Genomic DNA, 16,320 nt, shown 5'->3' with positions numbered 1-16,320 from the left:
AATGTGTGGAATTGTAAAGAAATTTTGTTATCATTTTTTTCTTGACTTTTCAGGAAAGGAAGATATACTTTGTACTTAACAATTGCTGAATAAATTAAATTCGATGAACAGGAAGAGTAGGCAGTGAACTTAGGGAACAGAGAGCCGGCGATGGTGTGAATCCGGTGCCACGGTTGCTGTTGAATGGACCTGGGAGAAGTGAGGCGAAGTTGCAGTAGCCGTAACCGGTAGTCTACCGTTAAAAAGACAGGGTATCGAATTTTTCCGTACCTGGCTAAGATGGCTGTATTTAGGTGGCACAGCGGATGCTTAAGCATTTCGTCCTAAGGGATGAAATGCTTTTTTTATACCGGAGCGTCGAATTGTCTGTTTTTTACCTGAATACCGGCTGCATTTGGGTGGCACCGCGAGCGCAACTCGTCCCATGGGATGAGTTGTGCTTTTTTATGTTAAGAAAGGAGCGGATAGCTTGATCCATCCCGAAAAAACGGAATTTTTAAAAGGCAGGGCGGCAAATTTGCTTGTGCCGGTCATGTTGACCTTTATGGCCGACGAGTTAACCCCCATCAGCTTGTTTTACAGCTTAGAAGGGGAGCGTAAGTTTTTGCTGGAGAGCGCGGAAAACGGCAAAAGATGGGGACGTTATTCCTTGTTGGGGTGTAATCCCTATCAGACAATTTACAGCAGCGGGGACCGGGTTACCATCGAAGAAAAGGGCAAAACCACGGTAAGGCAAGGCCAGTTGCTCCAAATTGTCGAACAACTGATGCCGTCCGTGCAGGATCACGGCGGTGGGGAAATGCCTCCCTTTATGGGTGGTGGAATCGGTTATCTGGGCTATGATTACAGCCGTCAGTACGAAAAAATTCCGGATCAAAACTTTGATCAATTGCAAACCCCGGAAGCCTGCCTCATGTTTTATCAGGAAGTTATGATTTATGACCATTACCATCATCTGGTTCACCTGGTAGATAACGTCAGGCCGGATCAAGACATAACCTATGAGGCAGTGGTTGAGCGGCTGAAATTAAGGCAAAGCAGGCTGAGAACCCGGAACCAACTGCATCCCTTGGCGGCATCCGAGGGTCCATTGCGGATAAGGGCTGGCTGCACCAAGGAGCAATTTTGTGACAAAGTCAGAAAGGCAAAGGAACACATTCAAGAGGGAGATGCATTTCAAGTTGTTCTATCACAGCGGTTTACCATTGAGACAAGTGCCGACCCCTTTGTGGCCTACCGCAAACTACGTGGGCTGAATCCGTCACCCTATCTTTTTTACATTGATTTTGGCACCTATCAGGTGGTGGGTGCCTCACCCGAGAGTCTGGTTTGTGTCCAGGATCAGTTGGTCAAGACAAACCCCATTGCCGGCACCCGGCCCCGGGGTCAGAATCCGGAGGCAGACGCAAGAATGAAGGAAGAACTTCTGAGCGATGCAAAGGAGTTGGCTGAGCATGTGATGTTAGTGGACTTGGGAAGGAATGACCTGGGTAAGGTAGCCTGTTTTGGCAGTGTGAAGGTTGAGCGGTGGTTGGAGGTGGATTTCTATTCCCATGTGATGCATCTGGTTTCCACCGTAACGGGTCAACTGCGGCCGGATCGGACTGGTTTTGATGCGCTGATTGCCTGCTTGCCGGCAGGCACTGTTTCCGGTGCTCCTAAAATCAGTGCCATGACCATTATTGATGATTTGGAGGAGGTGAGGCGTGGGATTTATGCCGGTGCGGTGGGGTATCTGGCTTATACCGGCAACCTGGACATGTGTATTGCCATTCGCACCATTGTTTTTAAAGAGGGGCAGGCCTATGTTCAGGCGGGAGCGGGCATTGTTTACGATTCGGTGCCGGAAATGGAATATCAGGAAACATTAAACAAGGCCATGGCCTTAAAGGAGGTGTTGGCATGATTATACTCATCGATAATTATGACTCCTTTACCTATAACCTGTACCAGGCCTTAGGGGAAATATATCCAGAGGTTGAAGTGGTCAGAAATGATGCCCTGTCAGTCCAGGCGGTTGTTGCAGCCGGGGCCAGAGGGATTGTCCTGTCCCCCGGACCGGGCCGGCCCGAAGAGGCAGGTATTTGTGTGGAATTGGTACGAAAGCTGGCAGGGAAAGTACCGCTGCTGGGGATTTGCCTTGGCCACCAGGCCATTGGTGCTGCCTATGGTGCCTCCATTGTGAAGGCGGACCAGGTAATCCACGGCAAGGCTTCGCCGGTGCTGCATAACGGTCAAGGGTTGTTTGCAGCAATGCCCAACCCCCTGGGTGCAGCCCGCTACCATTCCCTGGTCGTTGAACGAAAAAGCCTGCCGTCGGTGCTGGAGGTTACCGCACAGACCTTGGATGGGACCGTGATGGGCATGAAGCACCAGGCCTTTGAGGTATACGGTCTGCAGTTTCATCCGGAATCCGTGCTGACTGAGCAGGGTAAGGTGCTGCTGCAAAACTATCTTGGGTGTTTGGAATGAAATGAATCAGCAGCAGAGCTGAGATGAGCGGAGGAGATAGCTTGTTACAGGAGTTATTTAAAAAAGTAATTCGTAAAGAAAACTTAACCGAACAAGAAGCAATGGCGGTAATGGAGACCATCGTCAGCGGCAAGGCAACTGTCGCCCAAACTGCGGGGTTCCTTGTGGCACTGGGCAGCAAGGGAGAAACAGTCGATGAACTGCTTGGTTTTGTCGGAGCAATCCGGTCCAGGGCAATACCGATTGATTTGCCCGGTGATAGTATTGATACCTGCGGTACCGGCGGGGATGGTGGCAGGACCTTTAATATCTCCACGGCTGTGGCCATCGTTGCCGCCGCCGCCGGGATTAAAGTGGCAAAACACGGCAATCGTGCGGTTTCCAGCCGGAGTGGCAGTGCCGATGTGCTGGAGGTGTTGGGCATTAATATTGGGCTGGCCACCAGGCAGATGGTGCATTGTATCAATGAGGTGGGGATTGGCTTCCTGTTTGCGCCAAGCTATCATCCCGCCCTGCGGCAGGTTGCCGGCATACGACGGGAACTGGGGATTCGTACCGTGTTTAACCTATTAGGGCCCTTGGTTAACCCGGCAAAGGTTACCGGACAGGTGGTGGGTGTTTATGACCGCAGCTATACCAGGCCGGTAGCCGCAGTCCTGCAACAAATGGGAGTCCGGCGGGCGCTGGTGGTGCATGGTGCCGATGGGCTGGATGAAATTACGACGACGAATATCACCTTTGTTAGTGAAGTGCGGGGTGAAAGGATCGCCGATTATACCATTGACCCCCGTACCTATGGCATTCAATATGCCCCCAGCGCCGCTTTGGCCGGCGGGGACGCAGTGGAAAATGCGGCGGTGATTCGCCGTGTCTTGGCAGGAGAATTGACGCCGGCACGGGACATCGTATTGTTAAACAGTGCGGCGGCCCTTTGGGTTGGCAATGCCGCCGGTGACTTAGGAGAAGGAATAAAAATTGCCGCAGGCTTGATTGACTCGGGTGAAGCCTCAGCTAAGTTGGATGCATTTATTAAAAAAAGTCAGGAGTTGAGTGCATGATTCTCGATCAAATAGTGCGGCAGAAACAACAGCAGGTTGCCTTGCAAAGGGTCCAAAAACCCTTGCCGATATTGCTAAAAGAACTGGAGCAGGTCAAACCAGTGCGTGATTTTACGGCGGCCGTGCACGGCAAAGCTGAAATGAGCGTGATTGCCGAAATCAAGCAAGCTTCACCGGCTAAAGGGATGATTCGTAAAAATTTTGACCCGCCGGAAATTGCCGCAGCCTATACCAGGGGCGGCGCCAAGGCCATTTCGGTGTTAACAGAAACAAAGTTCTTTGGCGGCAGTGAAGAATTAATTGGTCTTGTCAAAGGCGTTACTCCCTGTCCGTTATTACGGAAGGATTTTATCATTGATCCGTATCAAGTTTATCAATCGCGGCTCCTTGGGGCGGATGCAATTTTATTGATTGTTGCCGTCCTGGGCAAGCAAGTTAAGGCTTTTTGCCAACTGGCCACCGAGCTTAGTTTAGCTTGTCTGGTGGAGGTGCATGACTTAGCTGAACTTGAACTGGCCCTTGAGGCCGGGGCAAAAATAATTGGCGTGAACAACCGCAATTTACATGATTTTAGTGTTGACTTGCGAACCACAGAGCAGTTGGTAACGGAGATGCCCGATCACATTGTTAAGGTCTCGGCCAGCGGCATAAAAACCGCAGCAGACATTGTTTATCTAAAAGCTTTGGGTATCAATGCAGTTCTCATTGGGGAAGCCCTCATGCGGGCCGGGGATCAGGCAGCCGCCTTAGCCAAGTTGAGGGAGGCTGGCGTTAATGGTTAAAATCAAGATTTGTGGTTTGCGACGGGAGGAAGATATTGCCTTCGTAAACAGCCTGGGTGTTGATTATGCCGGCTTTGTTTTTGCCCCCGGCCGGAGGCAAATCGATTTGAGTAGGGCAGCTAAATTAGTAGCTAGGTTGGCAAAGGGAATCAGCAAAGTGGGGGTGTTTGTGAATGCTCCCCGGCCGTTAATTGAACAGCATGCTGCGGCATTGGGTTTGGATGTTATCCAGCTCCATGGGGACGAGGGGCCGGCTGATACACAGTATCAGCAGTTAGTCTGGAAGGCCTTCCCGGTCAGGGATGCAGAATTTAAGCACCGGCTAAGCCGCTATGCAGTGGACGGAATTCTCTTGGATGCACCGGCGGTCGGGACCTATGGCGGGAGCGGTCGGACATTTGACTGGTTGCTTACCCAAGGGATAAATCCAGGGGTGCCATTGATTCTCGCCGGTGGCTTACGGGCGGCAAATGTGGCGGAAGCCATGCGAATTGTTCAACCTGCGGTGGTTGATGTGAGCAGCGGCGTGGAGGTGAATGGCTATAAAGATTTTTCCAAGATGAAACAATTTGTCGAGAGGGTGAGGCAGCATTGCGGATAATACCGGGTAGGTTCGGTGAATTTGACAGGATGAATTTGTTAGCATCCTTACCCCACGAATTTGCCATACTCGTTTGGTGAAAAAAGAAGAGGCCCTTGAGCAAGAACCTCTTCTTTGCTGTGCATTCAAATAAATATAAAAAAATAATAAGTAGTAGGATGATCACCAGACATAGTAAGCTGACGCCAAGAATTTGACGTCAGCTTAGTTTTTTATGACACGAAACCACTTGATTTTCAATTAAGAATTATGTCAATAGGGTTGCAAATATAACATATTGATTAATAATGGATTACACTATCACGAGATCTCTTCCCTTATATTAATAAGAATGATAGAATTGCTCAAAATATCATTTGGTGGTTCTAGGGAAATTTTATAAAGAAATGGATGGGGTATAAATGGAATTATATGTTGCTAGGCAACCTATCTTCGATAAAGGTCTAAATTTATTTGGCTATGAGTTACTTTATAGATCGGGTCTAAGTAATTACTATTCTAATTTAGACGGTGACCAGGCCACGTCTGAGCTGATCCTAAATAGCATGATGGTCATTGGCTTTAATAAATTGACCAGGGGCAAAAGGGCATTTGTAAATTTTTCCAATAATCTGCTTGAACAAGATTTTGCAACGATACTACCAGCAGAATCCACGGTCATAGAAGTATTAGAAGATGTCGAACCAAATGAAAAATTAGTGGATGCCTGCAAGAGGCTAAAAAGAAAGGGTTACCTTATTGCCCTGGATGATTTTGTGTATCAAAAAAAATATACACCTTTGATTGAATTGGCAGATATCATCAAAATTGATTTCCTAAACACAAGCCAAGAGGAAAAAGCTCAAATCATTAAAAGGTTAGCCAATTATAGAATTAAATTCTTAGCGGAAAAAATAGAAACCCATGAGGATTTTAAGGAAGCGGTTAAATTAGGATACACCTATTTCCAAGGTTACTTTTTCAGTAAACCGATCATATTGTCGGGTAAAAATATACCAACCCACAAATTGATTTATTTTCATATTTTACAGGAGATAAATAAACAAGATTTTAGTTTTGAGTCAATAGAAAGACTGATCAAGTCAGATATATCTCTCTCATACAAACTCCTTAAAATGATAAATTCCTCTGCCATTGGTTTAAGAACGCAAATCCAATCCATCAAACAAGCATTAACCCTTTTGGGTGTAAAAGGGTTGCAAAGGTGGTTATTATTGGTAGCAATTAAGGGTTTAGGAGATGAGAAACCAAGTGAACTTTTTTCAATGGCCTTAACAAGGGCATATTTTTGTGAGCAGATGGCACCAAAGGTAGGGTTAAAGGACAGGAGTTCAGAGCTTTATTTAATTGGGATGTTATCCTTAATCGATGCCATCCTAGATAAACCATTAGACGAAATTCTCGTCGAGTTACCGATCTCAGAAGATGTAAAAAAGACTTTATTGGGTGAAAGCTCCATATTAAAAGATACTTACGAGTTGGCTGTTTGTTATGAACAGGGTATGTGGCATAATTTAAAACAGCTGGCTGCTAAATTAAATTTAAAAGCCAAGGATATTATTGATACTTACTTTAATGCGCTTGATTTATCTCACACGATAACTGAATAGGATGGGTTATCTAAAAAAGCTATTGCAAAATGCAATAGCTTTTTTAGATGGTTTGATTGGTCGGGATGACACGATTTGAACGTGCGACCCCCTGCTCCCAAGGCAGGTGCGCTACCAAGCTGCGCCACATCCCGGTATGTTTCACTGACAAAAGCTATTTTAGCAAAAAAGTTTGCCACTGGCAAGGCTTTTTCGAAAATATTAATTTAAATTATTATTCCGGGTTTCTAAAAAGAAAAAGCCCAGCTATTTGCTGGACGGGAGAGATAGAACTCACCAAAGCGGAGTATTAATAGTATTAGCAAATATAAATATTATATACACTAAAATGTGGAAGAAAGGGTAAGTTGTCAATAATTATAGGAAAATAATGGTCATAAGCTGGACAACACCTCGATATATATAATAAAAAAGGTTGCCCAGAGGGGGTTCCAGCAGATGTATCAAAAGAGAGCTTTTATACTAATTATGGCAATTTTGGTTTGGTTTGCTTTTTCAACCCGGACAATGGCTGAAGAATCAATAACTAAACAGGAAAATGAAAAGTACTCAAAGGTAACCAGTAAGATCTTTATGATAGTTGCTGATGGCTTACAGGATGAAACCTTGCAAAAGACCTCTGCTCCTAATATGAACGGCTTAGCCACAACCGGGATGAGGGCTTCTAAGGTCATCTCGGTATTTCCAGATACAAGGCAGGCTGCAGTGGCATCCATCCTAACCGGTATGCTGCCGGATAAACACAAGTTTATACAGGCAGGAGACATACTGGAGGGTAAGTCTATTCAAGCATTTATGGAGGAAAAGCAAATTAACACCTGTTTTTATGGTGCTGAAGGGGATATAAAACATTTGCTGGCAGAGGGGGGGCATAACTGTATAGGTCCCTTTGATAGTAAAGATGAATTGGTTATCGATAATTTATTAAATGAGTGGACTGAGGAACAATCCTACATGAATATTATTCTTTTGCCGGAACTTCGTGAGTCTTACAAGAAATATGGGGTAAACAGCAATGAATATAAAATGGCGGTTACCAAGACCGATGCGCAGATCGGTCGTCTTTTAAAAAAATTACACGATGAAAATATCTACGACAGCTCGATGATTGTTCTTTGTGGTACCCTGGGGGCACCACCACTTATTATGAAAGGTTTACCCTTTAAAAGTGGGGGAACAATACCACCGATAAGCATCTGTGATGTTACCCCGACCATTGCTTATTTAAACGGAGTGAAGTTAGACAAGAATGACGGGTTGGTATTGTGGAACGCCTTTAATGAAACCACTGGCCAGTCTGGTGAATACATGTTACAAGAAAGAATTAAGGATCTCAGTCAAGCCAATACTCATTTACAGGAAGAAATGACTCGGTTACAGGAAGAAAAACTTCGGGTAAAGTCTGAGCAGGAGATCGTGGCCAAGGAAAAGGAAGATATCCAGGAGCAAATTGCTGAAAGGGATCAAAAGATAGAATCTCTAAAAAATCGTATGGCCATGTACCATATTTTTGCATTAATTATCATAGGGGCAGTTGGTGTGGGTTATCTGGTACTTTATAAACTACTGAAAAAAAGATTCCTGATGTTTTAATACAGACTAATGGCCATGGGCAATTGCACATGGCCAATTATTTATAGGTTAACGATTTTTTCTTTTATGGCATAAAGGGCGGCCTGGGTACGGTCAACCACACCAATCTTTTGAAATATATTTGTTAGGTGATTTTTAACAGTTTTTTCACTGATATATAAGGCATTGGCAATGGCCTTATTGCTTTTGCCCTTGGCAACCTGTCTAAGAACTTCTATTTCTCTTTCCGTTAGGCATTGGCGTTTCTTTTCTGTTTTACTAACTGTGGCAAGTCTGCTTAACTCAGCCAGTACCCGGGATGTAAGAGATGGGGGAATAAAGGATTCTCCACGGGCAACCCCCAAAATAGTCTTGATTAGCTGATCGGGGTGAACATCCTTCAAGATATAACCGGAAATACCATATTTGATAAGCTCAAAGAGATAATCCTCTTGATCGTGGATAGTTAGAGCAATGATGCCTATATTTGTTCTATTTTCCTTGATCAGCCGACAGGCTTCAATACCATTCATCATAGGCATATTAATATCCATTAAAACAATATCTACTGAATTTTTGGCACAAAATTCTACGGCCTGTTGTCCGTTAGATACTTCACCCACCACTTGTATACAAGGCTCAATGGATAAAATTTTCCTTAAGCCTTCCCTAATTAAAACATGGTCATCCGCTATCAGTATTCTAATAAATTTCATTGCTTTACCTCCCAAGTCAATCCTTGACCCATGGAAGGCTATAAAAACTCTCAATAGGTAAGGATTAGTTAGTTTTTCAATGGTAAATAAAAACGAATCTCTGTCCCTTTACCAGGAGTTGAGTTAAGCATCAGGGCACCCTTTAAAAGTTGTATCCTTTCCTTCATCCCAAGCAGTCCATAGCCACTTCCGTCCTCACGGGGTTTAATGCTGCCTACGCAAAACCCACAACCATCATCAATTATAGATACGTTAATTCTTTTGGAAATTAGCTCCATTTTTATCATAATCTTTTGGGCTTGGGCGTGTTTTTTTATATTTACCAGTGCTTCCTGAATAATTCGAAAGACAGCTACCTCCATTGAGGGATCAAAACGTTGTTCCTTGCCTATGAAGTTAAAGTCTACCATCAAATTATTTTGTGTTTGAAAGACTTCGAGGTATTTTTTAACCGCGGGAACAAGTCCAAGGTCATCTAATACCATTGGCCTGAGATCAAAAATAATTTTTCGAAGGTCTTGTAAGCTTTGGCGAACAAGTTGTTGCAAGGAAACTAACTCACCGCCAACTTTACTGGGATTTATTTCCAATAATTTTGAACAAAAATCAGTCCTCATAACGATATGGGCCATCGATTGGGCAGGGCCATCATGGATTTCCCTGGCCACTCTTTTCCTTTCCTCTTCCTGGGCACGGATAATCGAAAGGCCAAGCTGTTTAATATCGTACAAATCTGTCAGTTTTTCACTTACTCCAGATAAATCGTTGCTTAGGAATTGTAGTGCTACACTAACCTGGGAAACTAATTGTTCCGCACGACTTGCGGTATCTTTCATACGCTTAAAGGATATCTCAAGGTGATCCCGTTTAAAACGCATGGATTTTTCTTCTTCCCGCAGCATGACTAACTTTAACTGTGTAACTTGGGCCCTTTCGTAGGCTTCTTTAATATCTTCTTCTTTGTAGCTGCGAAAATCTTTACTGACATCCATTAGACGGATCCTCGTTTTTCGTTCCTCAAGTTCAAGTTTATTAACTTCATCAATGATTATGAATAAGCGGCTTCTTACTTCTTTAATTTCATTTTCCAGTCTTTGCAACTCCATACGGGCGGATTCTGCAATGTAGTAGATCTGTTCTTTGCTTTGATTTATCGTTGAAATCGTCTCTTTAATAATCTTATCTAAAATCTTTATGTCAACAACCATGCTATGACCTGCTCTTTCTTTATTTAACTAAAATAATTCGTGGCACAAAACGGAATATCCTGCAGTTTTTTACTACTTTAACTCGGGAATCTGTTATTTGGTAGTACGGGAAAAGAGCAATGCCTCAGCACTGCCCTTTAGAAAATATCGAGGTTGTACAGACTAAAATCTTGATCATCCTCATCCTCTTCCTGTTTCTGCGACAAATGATTGAGAAGATGATCTGCTAATTGCCTTTGTTCGTCATGCGGTAAAGTTTTAATATGATCAAATATATTATCTGTGGACATAGCGACACTCCCGTTTTTAGTATATAATAACCTATTGTTGTATTTTTTATTTTGAAGGGAGTTGTAACTTGCTATTTGTAATTTAGGAAAACCGTGTTATAAGGCTTAGATGAAAGAGTAACGCTAATCAAAACAGATAAGCCCAGATTTTAATTAACTTTGTCGAGAAACTAATGTGGACAAGAGTATAATTTTTGCCATAATATATTTGTAAGGGATATGAGGGGGTTGGGGGCATGTCACAGAATAATAGACGGGCTCTAAAAAAAGAATTTGATGCTACCAACATGACCGTTTATTTTGGTTCAGCTATTTTTTCTGGGGGAATTACGGGAATACCTAATTTATTTCTTAGGTATTATCGGGATGTTGGCATTACTGATTCGGAAATGATGTTAGTTATTCAGTTGTTAAGGCTTCGCAATGAAGAAAACCTATTAATGCCAAGCCCGGAGATACTGGCCAGTTGTCTTTCTGCGGAGCCGGTTCAGATTGAAAAACAAATCAAGGGATTGCTTGATAAGAGGGTAATAGGTATAACGAATTACTATATTGGAGAAGAAGGTATTGTAAAACAAGGGTATGATTTTGAGCCCCTTGTCTTTGAACTATCGGAAGTATGGGCTCTTAACCAGAAGAAGGAACTGGATAAAATTTCAGAAAAAATACATAATCCAGGTGGTAAGGCTTATACCAATGAGGAGCTGGGTGCTGTTTTATCTTCCGGAGAACAAGATCTGTGTCATGCCTTTGAAAATGAATTTGGCAGGCTTCTTTCACCCATGGAGATTGAACAAATTACCATCTGGTTGGATGATCATGAGGTTGAGTTAATATTAGAAGCATTAAGACAGGCAGTAATACGAGGTAAACATAATTTCAAATATATCGGCAGCATCCTCAGGGAATGGCATAAAAATAATATTAGAACCATTCAAGAAGTAGAGAATTCTCAACGTCAGTTTGAACAAAATAGACTAAAACAGCAACTGCCCAAAAAAACAGGGGCAGGTACGGATGTTAACAACAGAGCGGAATTAAAGAAAAAAACTTTAATGAGATCGATGTATAGTTAATCGAATCTTTGAAAATAACGCCTTAGGGCGTTTTATTTTTTTACCTAAATAAGCGTTATAGGAAGTAAACTTAGCCATCAGCCGTCAGCTTTATAGAGTAGAAGATGGTCATGAGCCGTAGGCCTTGGGCGATGGCCTTTTCATAAGCAAAACATGCAAAAAAGCGGATGGCTGACGGTTAAAGGCTAAAAAGTTCCGACTATCGTTGTATTTAAATAACCCATTTTATTACTCAATAATGTTGATTTATTTCCTCCCTCCCGCAATGTATATTCTTTACAAAATTGTACAAACTATCTGATGGGTAAGAAAGGAGGAATTATGAACAAGAAGTACCGTAGAATCGCCACATTATTGGCGGTTTTGGTAGCAGTCACCTCAGGGTTTATGGGTGCTACAATAGCTGTGGGAGGGACTAGCGACGGTGCCGGCGGTTTAGAATTTGAAAATTCCGAATCGGGTCAATCTTATTCTGAAATAAGCTATAAAGTTAAACCAGGGGATACCCTGTACCAGGTGTGCAAAGATTATCATGTATCACTTGGTCAATTGATGCGTGCCAATAATTTAAAGAATACTACAATATATCCAGATCAAAGTCTTATTATTCCGGCAGTAAATATCTCATCCTACGGTATGGTTCTCTCACGGGGAGATGTATCCAGAGAGGATATTAAACTTTTAGCGAGGCTTATTCATGCCGAGGCTAGAGGGGAATCCTATTTGGGTAAAGTAGCTGTGGGGGCAGTTATACTAAATCGTATGCAAAGCCCTGATTTTCCGAAAAGTATTCGGGAAATTATTTTAGAGAAAAACCATCGGGTGTACCAATTCTCACCGGTTCAAGACGGCTCGATTAATCTCGAGCCAGATGAGGAGTCTGTGAAAGCAGCGGTAGACGCATTAAGTGGACAAGATCCTACTGGTGGTGCTCTATTCTTTTATAATCCGGTTATTGCCACAGATAAATGGATAAAAACACTACCTGTCATTACCCAAATTGGTAATCATGTATTTGCCGCAAGGGCAACCAAAGTATAGAGTCAAAAAGGGTGTTGCAATACTACGTTTTAGTAGTTAGCTACACCCTTTGTTATTTATCAGGGAATTTTTGGTGCGGAGAAATTACATAGCAATTTTATTCAAAGGAAACAATAACAAAGATTCAATAGTAAGTATTTTAGGAGGGAAAAAATGCAACGTTATCGGCTTTTACTCCTAATCGTTTGTTTTGTTATTGTTTTCATGTGGGCTGCTGGTTGTTCAAACATGGGACAAACAGTAACAGACATTCCTACCCCTTCCAGAATTGTCGATGCGAATAACAAGCTAATCACCACGATATCCCAAACCAATCAAATTCCGGTAGAATTTGATCAAATTGCACCGGAAATGCGGCAAGCAATCATTGCCATTGAAGATTATCGCTTTTATCAGCACGTTGGTATAGATTTTAGGGGATTAGCCAGGGCAGCTTTTATAAATTTGCGCAACCTTAGTATTGTTGAGGGTGGCAGCACCATTACCCAGCAACTGGCTAAAAATTTATATCTAGGGCCGGAGCGCACCCTTGGCAGGAAAATAAAGGAATTATACTATACCGTTCAATTAGAGCGGACTTATACAAAGGATGAAATATTGACTTTATATTTAAACAATGTTTACTTTGGTCAGGGAGCCTATGGCATTGAGGCCGCTGCTCAAACATATTTTGATAAACACGCCAAGGATTTAACCCTAGGAGAGAGTGCACTACTGGCAGGACTACCAAAGGCGCCTAGTTATTATGCACCCACAACCAACTTAAAGGGAGCGAAGCAAAGACAACAGGTAGTTTTAAACAGAATGTTGGAATTAGGTATGATTACCCAAGACCAAAGGGATCAAGCAGTGGCAGAAACCATTGAACCCCAGGCCAAAACAGAATATTTTCGGCAGGCACCTTACTTTGTGGCCGAGATTGTTAAGCATTTTAAAAATCAATATCCCGACGGTATGGAATTGCTTTATTCCAGTGGTCTAACCATTCAAACTACACTGGACCTGGATATGCAGAGGGCTGCAGAGCAGGCGGTTGTTGAGCGTTTAGAACAAATTGATCCAGAAATTGAGGGGGCCTTGGTTGCGATTGATCCTGAGAACGGCTATATTAAAGCCATGGTTGGAGGGAGAAATTGGCAACAGTCTCAGTATAACCGAGCTTTAGCTAAATCTCAACCTGGCTCATCCTTTAAGCCGTTTTTGTATACAGCAGCCATTGGTTCAGGATATACAGCAGCTTCAACCTTTTTTTGCCAACCCACTACCTATCCCGGTGGTTACACACCGAAGGACTATAAGGGTTTCCATTATCGGCCCTTTGTCCTCAAGCAGGCCTTGGCAATTTCAGATAATGTAATATCCGTTCAATTGGCAGATCGTCTAGGCCCCCAGGAATTGGTGCGCTATGCCAGGGCCATGGGCATTGAAAGTAAGTTGGATCCCTACTTATCGCTTGCCTTGGGTGCCTCAGAGGTAACACCCTTGGAAATGGCTGTTGCCTTTGGACCTCTTGCCAATGCCGGTATTCGTACTAAACCGATGTATATCTTAAAGGTGACGGACCCTTCAGGCAGGGTTATTGAAGAAAACCGACCACAGATCTCTAAGGTTATTGATGAGAAAGTGGCTTATATTGTAACGGATATGTTGCGGGCAGCTGTTCAACCAGGTGGTACAGCGGCGCAGTTATCCAGAATTGTGTCAAGGCCAGTGGCAGGGAAAACAGGAACCACGGACCAAACTACAAATGCCTGGTTTGTTGGTTATTCTCCGGAGTTAGTGGCTGCAGTCTATATAGGATATGATGATAAGACGAGGCATGTTGGGCTAACAGGTAGTGATATTGCTGCACCAATTTGGGGTAATTTTATGGAAAAAGCTTTAGAAGGGAAAGAAGCAAGGGATTTTATAAAACCAGAAGGGGTAATAGAGGCCTATATTTGTGGTTATGATGGGCTTCGAGCCTCGGCCTTATCCAGCAGTACAATGGCTGCTTACTTTATTAAGGGAACGGAACCACAAATTCCATGTTTTGGTGACTTTTGGTGGGGTAGCTCTGGGAATAAGGATGAGGAGGCTGCACCGGAGCAAAATCAGAGTCCTGAAATACCAGAACAAGGACCAGACGATGATGGGTAAGACAAACAGCAGTAGATTAAAGGATAATTAAACACGGTTATCCTTTGCTTTTGCTCAGGATGAAACAAAAAAGGGAATGTCGCTTATACTTAGTTGCGACATCCCCGATCATCTTTATGGACCCATAGCCACCATGGCTCCCCTTATTCCGCGGCTCTCTCAGCCAGATAACAATTTTCACAATAGCTGTTTTCTAGCTCTTCCTCGAAGACCATTTTAGATTCATGCATTTCCTTGCCACAAACACAACAACTAGACATTGATGTACCCCCTGCCTTTATAAATAGCTAAACCTATTATTTACATAAAGTAGCTAATTATACGGAGATTGGTTTATTAAGCATGATTATCTTGACAAATGAAAAACAATAAGTCATAATGGTTTCTGTTATTAGAGTAACGGGATGTAGCTCAGTTTGGTAGAGCGCACGGTTCGGGACCGTGAGGCCGCAGGTTCAAGTCCTGTCATCCCGACCAATTGTGAAGGCCGTCGATTTATGTCGACAGCCTTTTTATATCCATTTCATATGGGGGTCTACAGTTCCAAATATACTTAAAGTTCTACACTTCCACTCGAAAGCAAAATTAGTGACAGGATTTGGTCGAAATGGCATAATCATTACATTAAGAGGTATAGTCTCATAACTCTTAAAATGCTGTGATACTTTTTATGGGGCATTATCCCGTTTTTATGCAATAACTTTCAGGTTTTAGTTGATATGAGGTGACATTTGATGGGTAAGCGCATTTTCATTTCCTATAATTGGGACAATAGCGATGATGTAAACCGTCTTGATAACTTATTTTTGCGGTTTCAAATTCAGCTAACGAGAGATATTAGAGATTTAGAATATAATGCCAATATTCATGATTTTATGGACACCATAAAACTACATGACAAACTGATACTATATGTGAGTGATTCTTATCTACGGTCTGTTAACTGTATGTACGAAGCTTCGAAAGCCATGGATATGAAAGATAAAGTCATAATTATTATAAAAAAAGGTACTAAGCTGTTTGATGCTACAGATAAAATGGATCTTAAAAATTACTGGGAGGAGAAGCTCAAGAAAATCTCTCAAATGGATCTATCTAACTTTCAGCAGGAGATTAATGACACAAAGATTGCTTGCAATTCTATTAGCGCGTTTATTGACTTTGTAAAACAAGACAACCGCATGAACGACGAAGAATTGGACTTTGATGCTTTGTTGGATATTTTGCAGGTAGAAAAAGCTTATCCGAATATTATGACTAAATCGGTCTATAATTGGATTGCCAAATATCCTCAAGCAAAACTGTTCGATGTTTTAGCGTTAATCCACGACCTATATAGTTCCATCAATATAGAGATTTCTGAATTTCCTAATATACCAGATAATGAAGTCGGTTTCATGTTTCAAGGGATACGGTTTGAGAGCGAAATTAACGGCATTAGTCTGTTCCTGTCCATTACTGATAAAAAAAGCGGTACAGTTAATACGATTCCTTATTCACATTTAGTGGAAATTGAAGAAAACAATATTAGAAGCGACCATCATGCCAAATATTATTTTCATTGCGAAAACCCATCAAAAAAGCAAAAATGGATGGAGCTTTGCAATAGTAGTAAATACAGAGTTCTCAATTCTGAAGAAAGAATACTACTAGCTAAGGGGTATAAGGATACATTTAGGATAATTATTCATTTCTAAAATAATTATTGTAAATACTACTCGCTGACCACCTGCAAAACATTGATATTACTGGTTT

14 protein-coding genes, 2 tRNA genes and 1 other annotated feature are annotated in these 16,320 nt (G+C 42.4%); of the genes, 12 read left to right on the top strand and 4 right to left on the bottom strand.

The features are described 5' to 3' along the window. Positions 1-94 precede the first annotated feature (94 nt). Positions 95-428, top strand: a binding site (T-box leader). A 41-nt stretch (positions 429-469) separates the two neighbouring features. The 6 genes from trpE (at position 470) to AC1U9Z_RS02585 (ending at position 6,523) form a co-directional block, all read left to right on the top strand. After that, the gene (gene trpE / locus AC1U9Z_RS02610) at positions 470-1,906 is read left to right on the top strand and encodes an anthranilate synthase component I (protein WP_479955612.1); all 1,437 of its coding nucleotides are present in this window, start codon (positions 470-472) and stop codon (positions 1,904-1,906) included. Beyond that, positions 1,903-2,472 (top strand): anthranilate synthase component II, encoded by a 570-nt coding sequence (locus tag AC1U9Z_RS02605; protein ID WP_479955611.1) that lies wholly within the window; start codon positions 1,903-1,905, stop codon positions 2,470-2,472. The genes trpE and AC1U9Z_RS02605 overlap by 4 nt, the downstream gene beginning before the upstream one ends. 41 nt (positions 2,473-2,513) lie before the next feature. Next, positions 2,514-3,530 carry an anthranilate phosphoribosyltransferase gene (gene trpD, locus AC1U9Z_RS02600; RefSeq protein ID WP_479955610.1) on the top strand — a complete coding sequence of 339 codons (1,017 nt, stop codon included), beginning with the start codon at positions 2,514-2,516 and terminating at the stop codon, positions 3,528-3,530. Continuing rightward, complete coding sequence (gene trpC, locus AC1U9Z_RS02595) at positions 3,527-4,312, top strand: indole-3-glycerol phosphate synthase TrpC (protein WP_479955609.1); 786 nt, start codon at positions 3,527-3,529, stop codon at positions 4,310-4,312. Before trpD ends, trpC begins: the two co-directional genes overlap by 4 nt. Beyond that, positions 4,305-4,913: a phosphoribosylanthranilate isomerase gene (locus AC1U9Z_RS02590; protein ID WP_479955608.1), complete on the top strand. Its 609-nt coding sequence runs from the start codon at positions 4,305-4,307 to the stop codon at positions 4,911-4,913. Before trpC ends, AC1U9Z_RS02590 begins: the two co-directional genes overlap by 8 nt. Before the next feature lie 401 nt (positions 4,914-5,314). Continuing rightward, on the top strand, positions 5,315-6,523 hold the full coding sequence (locus AC1U9Z_RS02585) for an EAL and HDOD domain-containing protein (RefSeq protein WP_479955607.1): 1,209 nt from the start codon (positions 5,315-5,317) through the stop codon (positions 6,521-6,523). 57 nt (positions 6,524-6,580) lie between these two features. Here AC1U9Z_RS02585 and AC1U9Z_RS02580 read toward each other — a convergent pair. After that, positions 6,581-6,657 (bottom strand) — tRNA-Pro (locus AC1U9Z_RS02580). A 304-nt stretch (positions 6,658-6,961) separates the two neighbouring features. Here AC1U9Z_RS02580 and AC1U9Z_RS02575 point away from each other — a divergent pair. Then, complete coding sequence (locus tag AC1U9Z_RS02575) at positions 6,962-8,116, top strand: alkaline phosphatase family protein (RefSeq protein ID WP_479955606.1); 1,155 nt, start codon at positions 6,962-6,964, stop codon at positions 8,114-8,116. A 41-nt stretch (positions 8,117-8,157) separates the two neighbouring features. Here AC1U9Z_RS02575 and AC1U9Z_RS02570 read toward each other — a convergent pair whose 3' ends face one another. From AC1U9Z_RS02570 to AC1U9Z_RS02560, 3 genes are all read right to left on the bottom strand, one after another. After that, the gene (locus AC1U9Z_RS02570; RefSeq protein WP_333532205.1) at positions 8,158-8,811 is read right to left on the bottom strand and encodes a response regulator transcription factor; all 654 of its coding nucleotides are present in this window, start codon (positions 8,809-8,811) and stop codon (positions 8,158-8,160) included. A gap of 68 nt (positions 8,812-8,879) precedes the next feature. Then, positions 8,880-10,019, bottom strand: coding sequence for a sensor histidine kinase (locus AC1U9Z_RS02565; RefSeq protein ID WP_479955605.1), 1,140 nt, complete (start codon positions 10,017-10,019; stop codon positions 8,880-8,882). Between the two features lie 137 nt (positions 10,020-10,156). Next, the gene (locus AC1U9Z_RS02560; protein WP_479955604.1) at positions 10,157-10,309 is read right to left on the bottom strand and encodes a hypothetical protein; all 153 of its coding nucleotides are present in this window, start codon (positions 10,307-10,309) and stop codon (positions 10,157-10,159) included. Positions 10,310-10,545: 236 nt separating this feature from the next. Here AC1U9Z_RS02560 and AC1U9Z_RS02555 point away from each other — a divergent pair, with 236 nt between their 5' ends. The 5 genes from AC1U9Z_RS02555 to AC1U9Z_RS02535 all read left to right on the top strand — a co-directional run bounded on the left by AC1U9Z_RS02555 (position 10,546) and on the right by AC1U9Z_RS02535 (position 16,262). Continuing rightward, positions 10,546-11,385 carry a DnaD domain-containing protein gene (locus AC1U9Z_RS02555; protein WP_333532202.1) on the top strand — a complete coding sequence of 280 codons (840 nt, stop codon included), beginning with the start codon at positions 10,546-10,548 and terminating at the stop codon, positions 11,383-11,385. Positions 11,386-11,706: 321 nt separating this feature from the next. Further along, positions 11,707-12,426 (top strand): cell wall hydrolase, encoded by a 720-nt coding sequence (locus tag AC1U9Z_RS02550; protein ID WP_479955603.1) that lies wholly within the window; start codon positions 11,707-11,709, stop codon positions 12,424-12,426. 153 nt (positions 12,427-12,579) lie between these two features. After that, positions 12,580-14,565 (top strand): transglycosylase domain-containing protein, encoded by a 1,986-nt coding sequence (locus AC1U9Z_RS02545; protein ID WP_333532200.1) that lies wholly within the window; start codon positions 12,580-12,582, stop codon positions 14,563-14,565. Positions 14,566-14,965: 400 nt separating this feature from the next. Continuing rightward, positions 14,966-15,042, top strand: a tRNA-Pro gene (locus AC1U9Z_RS02540). A gap of 257 nt (positions 15,043-15,299) precedes the next feature. Next, positions 15,300-16,262, top strand: coding sequence for a toll/interleukin-1 receptor domain-containing protein (locus AC1U9Z_RS02535; protein ID WP_479955602.1), 963 nt, complete (start codon positions 15,300-15,302; stop codon positions 16,260-16,262). Positions 16,263-16,320: the final 58 nt, after the last annotated feature.

The sequence above is a fragment of the Desulfotomaculum sp. genome, from assembly GCF_982386235.1.
The sequence above is the reverse complement of the archived record's forward strand: the minus strand, read 5'-3'. Positions and strand labels throughout refer to the sequence as shown.

Excerpts from the sequence above, each read along its gene's own strand:
- AC1U9Z_RS02605 (WP_479955611.1), top strand. The coding sequence starts at position 1,903 with ATGATTATACTCATCGATAATTATGACTCCTTTACCTATAACCTGTAC.
- trpC (WP_479955609.1), top strand. The coding sequence starts at position 3,527 with ATGATTCTCGATCAAATAGTGCGGCAGAAACAACAGCAGGTTGCCTTG.
- AC1U9Z_RS02590 (WP_479955608.1), top strand. The coding sequence starts at position 4,305 with ATGGTTAAAATCAAGATTTGTGGTTTGCGACGGGAGGAAGATATTGCC.
- AC1U9Z_RS02585 (WP_479955607.1), top strand. The coding sequence starts at position 5,315 with ATGGAATTATATGTTGCTAGGCAACCTATCTTCGATAAAGGTCTAAAT.
- AC1U9Z_RS02575 (WP_479955606.1), top strand. The coding sequence starts at position 6,962 with ATGTATCAAAAGAGAGCTTTTATACTAATTATGGCAATTTTGGTTTGG.
- AC1U9Z_RS02570 (WP_333532205.1), bottom strand. The coding sequence starts at position 8,811 with ATGAAATTTATTAGAATACTGATAGCGGATGACCATGTTTTAATTAGG.
- AC1U9Z_RS02565 (WP_479955605.1), bottom strand. The coding sequence starts at position 10,019 with ATGGTTGTTGACATAAAGATTTTAGATAAGATTATTAAAGAGACGATT.
- AC1U9Z_RS02560 (WP_479955604.1), bottom strand. The coding sequence starts at position 10,309 with ATGTCCACAGATAATATATTTGATCATATTAAAACTTTACCGCATGAC.
- AC1U9Z_RS02555 (WP_333532202.1), top strand. The coding sequence starts at position 10,546 with ATGTCACAGAATAATAGACGGGCTCTAAAAAAAGAATTTGATGCTACC.
- AC1U9Z_RS02550 (WP_479955603.1), top strand. The coding sequence starts at position 11,707 with ATGAACAAGAAGTACCGTAGAATCGCCACATTATTGGCGGTTTTGGTA.
- AC1U9Z_RS02545 (WP_333532200.1), top strand. The coding sequence starts at position 12,580 with ATGCAACGTTATCGGCTTTTACTCCTAATCGTTTGTTTTGTTATTGTT.
- AC1U9Z_RS02535 (WP_479955602.1), top strand. The coding sequence starts at position 15,300 with ATGGGTAAGCGCATTTTCATTTCCTATAATTGGGACAATAGCGATGAT.